The 4,896-nt window shown below is 67.4% G+C and carries 3 protein-coding genes; 1 reads left to right on the plus strand and 2 read right to left on the minus strand.

All coding sequences use genetic code 11. The features are described 5' to 3' along the window. A partial coding sequence (locus JSV65_19845; GenBank protein UCH34738.1) for a Gfo/Idh/MocA family oxidoreductase occupies positions 1-332 on the minus strand: 332 nt, incomplete at its 3' end. 281 nt (positions 333-613) lie between these two features. On the opposite strand from JSV65_19845, the gene JSV65_19850 reads away from it, so the two are divergent. Further along, positions 614-3,187, plus strand: coding sequence for a hypothetical protein (locus JSV65_19850; protein UCH34739.1), 2,574 nt, complete (start codon positions 614-616; stop codon positions 3,185-3,187). 4 nt (positions 3,188-3,191) lie between these two features. Here the strand turns inward: JSV65_19850 and JSV65_19855 are convergent. Further along, a partial coding sequence (locus JSV65_19855; protein UCH34740.1) for a class I tRNA ligase family protein occupies positions 3,192-4,896 on the minus strand: 1,705 nt, incomplete at its 5' end.

Genomic DNA, 4,896 nt, shown 5'->3' on the forward strand with positions numbered 1-4,896 from the left:
GACTCCACCGCGCGCAGGATGCGATCGCAGTCCTCCAGCGTCAGCCCCATCGGCTTCTGGAGCAGGATGTCCTTGCCCGCGCGTGCGGCCGCCTCGACGTAGTCCGCGTGGTAGGCGGTCTCGGTGCCGATGATGACTCCGCTCAGGTCATCGCGCGCGAGGAGTTGCTCGAGGTCCGCGACGAACTCGCATCCGTGCGCCTCGCATCGCGCGGCGCCGCGCGCGGCGTCGTGATCCCACCCCCAGGCCACGCGCGCATCGCTCATGCCCTTGATCTGTTGCGCGTACATGTCCACGTGTCCATGGGCGAAACCGACGATTGCCAGATTCATGTGCGGCCTTCCCTTCGAATCAGCGCCGGGCGGCGCCGGCGTCCCTCTCCGCACCCGCGGCGGGTGTCGGCGCGGCGTTGCGCAGTCGCGTCCGATTCTCGCACGAGCCGACGGCGTCGTCAAGGCCGGCAGCGGCAGCGTCGGCTCGAGTCCGCGGGTCGCCGCTCGACGGCCTCTTTCCCGTGCGCGCCACAGACGGCACGAGGAGTCCAACCACCCCAGTGCAGAAACAGGGAGCGTGCGCCAGCCGCAGCTCGGCTTCAGCGCTCGGAGGACTCATCGTGGCATCGCTGGATTCGCACCGCAGTGCGCTCGCCGGTCGCACGATTCACGTCATCCCCTACACACATGCCGATGTCGCGTGGATCCACAGCCGGGCCTGGCATGTGGATCGCTACGCACGCGCGATGGACGAGGTGCTCGATCTGCTCGATGCCGATCCGACGTTCCGCTATTACGTCGACACCTGGACCGAATGGATCAAGCCCTACATTCGCCTGCGCCCGTACAACGCGGCGCGGTTGCGCCAGCACGTCGCCAACGGACGCCTCGCTGTTTGCAGCGGGCACTACGGGAACGTCCGCAGCACCCACGTCGGCGACGAGACGTTCATTCGCAACTTGCAGATCGGCATGCGCCGCTGGCGGGAACTCGCGCCGGAGGCGAACTTCAACGTTTACGCCAACATGGATGTCGCCATCGGGCACAGTCAGGTGCCGCAGATCCTGCGACTGGCCGGCATCGGGAACTACTTCGCGTGGCGCCCCGAGGCGGGCCTCGATCGACAGAACATACCGCGCGCGTTCGTCTGGAAAGGGCTATCGGGTGACACCGTATTGGTGTGGCGCGCGCAGTACGGCGGACTGTGGATGCCCGAGGAGCGGCGCGGCGATACGTGGGACACGGACTGGGACCGCGTTGTCGCGCGTCTTTGCGAGGTTTACTTCGGGCCGGCGCCGCAGGATCCGGTGAGCCATCTCCCTCTCTCGGTCGGCTCGGACGACTCGCGGCCGGACCGGTGGAACTACAGCCGGGATCAGAAGTGCAACTACGCCGAGCTGATCCGCATCTGGAACGAGCGCGAGTCGAGCGCGATGCGCTTCAGCAATCCCGACGAGCTATTCACCGCCCTCGATGCGGAGCGCAGCCGACTGCGAACCGTGGAGGGCGTGCTCGACCCCGCCGACGTCTGCTACAACGCGGCGTGGAACGGGCGGAGCGGCATCTGGTGGTTGCGCGAGCAGGCGGACCGCTCGCTCGTTGACGCGGAGATCCTCGGCGCACTGGCCAAACTCGCGAGGGGCGCCGCCTACCCGGACGAAGACCTGCTGGCGGCCTGGGAGCGCCTGCTCGATAACACGCCTCATGCCGTTCAGTTCCTCTTCCGCGACGACTGGCGCGCGGCGGAGCTGTCACTGCGCCAGGCGATTGACACGTGCGCGCAGATCATTGATCGCGCCGCATCCGCGCTCGTTGACGGCTGCCTGCCGGCCGACGCCGGCGGCCTCGCCGTCATCAACACGCTGCCGACGCGCCGCCGTGAAGTGTTGCCCCTGTGGATCGTCAATACCGACCTCGCCCGCGGCAAGGCGCGCCTCTTCGATGCGCGGGGACGCGGACTACCGACGCAACCGTTCTACGTCGGCCCGCACCCAACGGGCGAGTACGGCCTGCTTGCCGAAGTAGAGGCTCCCCCATGCGGCTATGCAGCGCTGAAGGTCGAGTACGACGATGCGCCGCCCGAGTTGCCCGAGTTCACACCGGTCGCGAAGAAGACGCTGCGCTTGACGAACGGCGTCGTTGCGGTCTCGTTTCGCGACGGTCACCTCGTGCGCATCGAGGACGTCGCGCACAGAGTCGTGCGGCGTGCCGCGGGCGACGCGGCCTTCTTCGAGCCCGTGCATTACGCCATGACCAGCGACGACTGGTATGTCGGCACCGGCATACCGGATGATCCCGAAGGCTTCGCCGTCGAGGACGTGCGCCTGGACGAGCAAGGGCCGCTGCGCTGGCGCGTCACGCGAACCGGGACGACCGCGGGCTTCTGGGTGCGCCAGCACATTGACCTGATCCGGGGCGAGCGCGGCGTCCGGTGCACCACCGAATTCGCGCCGCCGGCTGAGCCATGCCAGAGCTTGCTCGCGCTCAGCATTCCGCTCGCGCATCGGGCGAAGCTGACGGCGGACATCCCCTTCGGCGTTGAACCACGCGACCTCTACGCGTGTCCGTACGTCGGGTTCGAGCGTGTGATCCCGGGCATGTTCTGGGCGCGCACGTGGGTTTCGGCGCAGGATGATCGCGGCCTCGTCGCCTTCCTCGCAGAGGACGGCGACAAGTTCTTCCGCGCCGCCGGCAAGCCGCGTCGGCTCCTGCACTTCCTGGCGCGTCGGTTTCCGCGCTTCGAGCGCATCTGGGAGTCCTATGTGGACGCGCACGACTTGGCGGGACGTCAGGAGTTCCACCACCGGCTCATCCTCGGCGAAGGCGACTGGCAAGAGGCTGATCTGGTCGGCCTGGCGGAGCGCGTACGGCACCCGCTTCGTCAGCAATGGGCGCCCGCCGATGCGCTGGAGCGAGATGTCGAGTGGCTCAGCATCTCACCGCAGAGCGCGCGGTTGAGCGCTTTGCTCTGCGACAGTGGGGATCTGGTCGTGCGCGTAGTGCAGATGGCCCCTGCCCGCGCAAAGGTCAAGGTCGCGCTGCCGTTCGAGCCCCGCTCGGCTCAGCTCGAGGATCTCACCGGCGCGGCGCTGCCGGGCGCGGTGTCGGTCGCGGCATCGACGGTCGCTTTCCACGCCCGGCCGTGGCAGATCGCCACGCTGCGGATTCGCCAGGGCAAGAAAACGCGCCGCTGATGCCTCACGACTTGCCGAGCGTGAGCGCCAGTTCCTCGCCTGCGAGCGTCATCGCCGTCATCCCCTCGCACTGCGCCGCCGGAACGAGAGCGGTCGCCAGCGTCTCCTGCCGGATGTAGGCCTCATGAGCGGCGATGGCGTCCGCGAGGCGGGCGGAGGCGTGGTAGGTGATGACGATGTGGTCATCCACCTGGAAGCCGCATTCCTTGCGCAGATTCTGCACGCGGCGGACGAGGTCGCGCACCAGCCCCTCCTGCACCAGAGCGTCGTCGAGCGTGGTGTCCACCGCCACAACCGTGCCGGCATCCTCGACGCAGGAGAGATTCGCGGCGGCATTTGTCTCAACCAAGATTTCATCGGGGCTCAGCGTAATCATCTCGGCCCCGACTGCAAGCTGTATGCTCTCTCCCGCGTCGGCGCGCCGGCCGAGTTCGTTCTGGTCGGCGGCGCGCAGGGCGTCGTGGATCTCGGGCAGCAGTTTGCCGTACTTGGGCCCAAGCGCGGGCAGGTTCGGCTTGACCGCGCGCTGCACCAGAGCCGAGGCATCCTCCACGAGCAGCAGCGCTTTCACATTGAGCTCACCCAATATGAGCTGCTCGTTCTGCGCTGCCGCGCGGCGCTCGTCCTCATTTGCCAGCTTCACGCTGAGCGCGGCCAAGGGCTGACGCACCTTGATACCTGCGGCGCTACGCGCGGCGCGGCCCAGGCGCACCACCTTCATCACCGTTTCCATCTCCGCCAGCAGCGCCTCGTCTATCAGCGCCGGTTCCGCTGCGGGCCAGTCGCACAAGTGGACGCTCTCGGGCGCATCCGGAAACGCCGCTCGCACCAGGTCGTGATAGAGGCGCTCGGCGGTGAACGGGAGCACCGGGGCGAGCAGCTTTGCGAGAGTCACCAGCACCTCGTAGAGCGTCGCATACGCCGATTGCTTGTCCTCATCGGCTTCGCTCTTCCAGAACCGGCGCCGGCTGAGGCGGACGTACCAGTTCGAGAGGTCGTCCAGAAAGGCTTCCACTGCAGCCGTCACATGTGCCGCGTCGCGCCGCTCAAGGCGAGTGGTCACTTCCCTCACAAGCGAGTGCAAGCGCGCCAGTATCCAGCGGTCGAGGTGAGCCGTCGGCAATGTCCTCCTGTCACCCGCCGGCAAGCCGCCCGGCCGCCATCCGTCCACCCGTGCATACGTCGCGAAGAACGCGTACACGTTCCACAGCGTTGCCAGCTTGCGCAGGACCTCTTCGCCCTTGCCGTAGCCGAAGTTGAGATTGGTCTGGAGGTTGGCGCCAGCGTAGGTCCAGCGCATGACGTCCGCGCCCATGCGCTCCACCGCGTCGTCGAACCAGATCGCATTGCCGTGGCTCTTGTGCATCGGGCGCCCCCGTTCATCGTGGACTCGTTCGGACACGAGCACCTCGCGGTACGGCGCCCGGCCCTCAAGGGTCACGCTCATAAACATCATGGAGTAGAACCACAGCCGAATCTGCTCGTGCATCTCGGTCACGAAATCGGCGGGGAACCACTTCCGCCAGTACGACGTATCGTCGTCCAGATAGCCCAACGTGGAGAATGCCACGATGCCTGCGTCGAGCCAGCAGTCGCCGACCTCGGGGATGCGCTGAACCGCGCGCCCGCACTGCGCGCAGGTCACGGTGACGGCGTCAATCCACGGCCGGTGCAGTTCGCGAAGCTGGTCGAGGCCCGACGTCGCCAGC

It is taken from the genome of Armatimonadota bacterium, assembly GCA_020354555.1.
Classification (GTDB): domain Bacteria; phylum Armatimonadota; class Hebobacteria.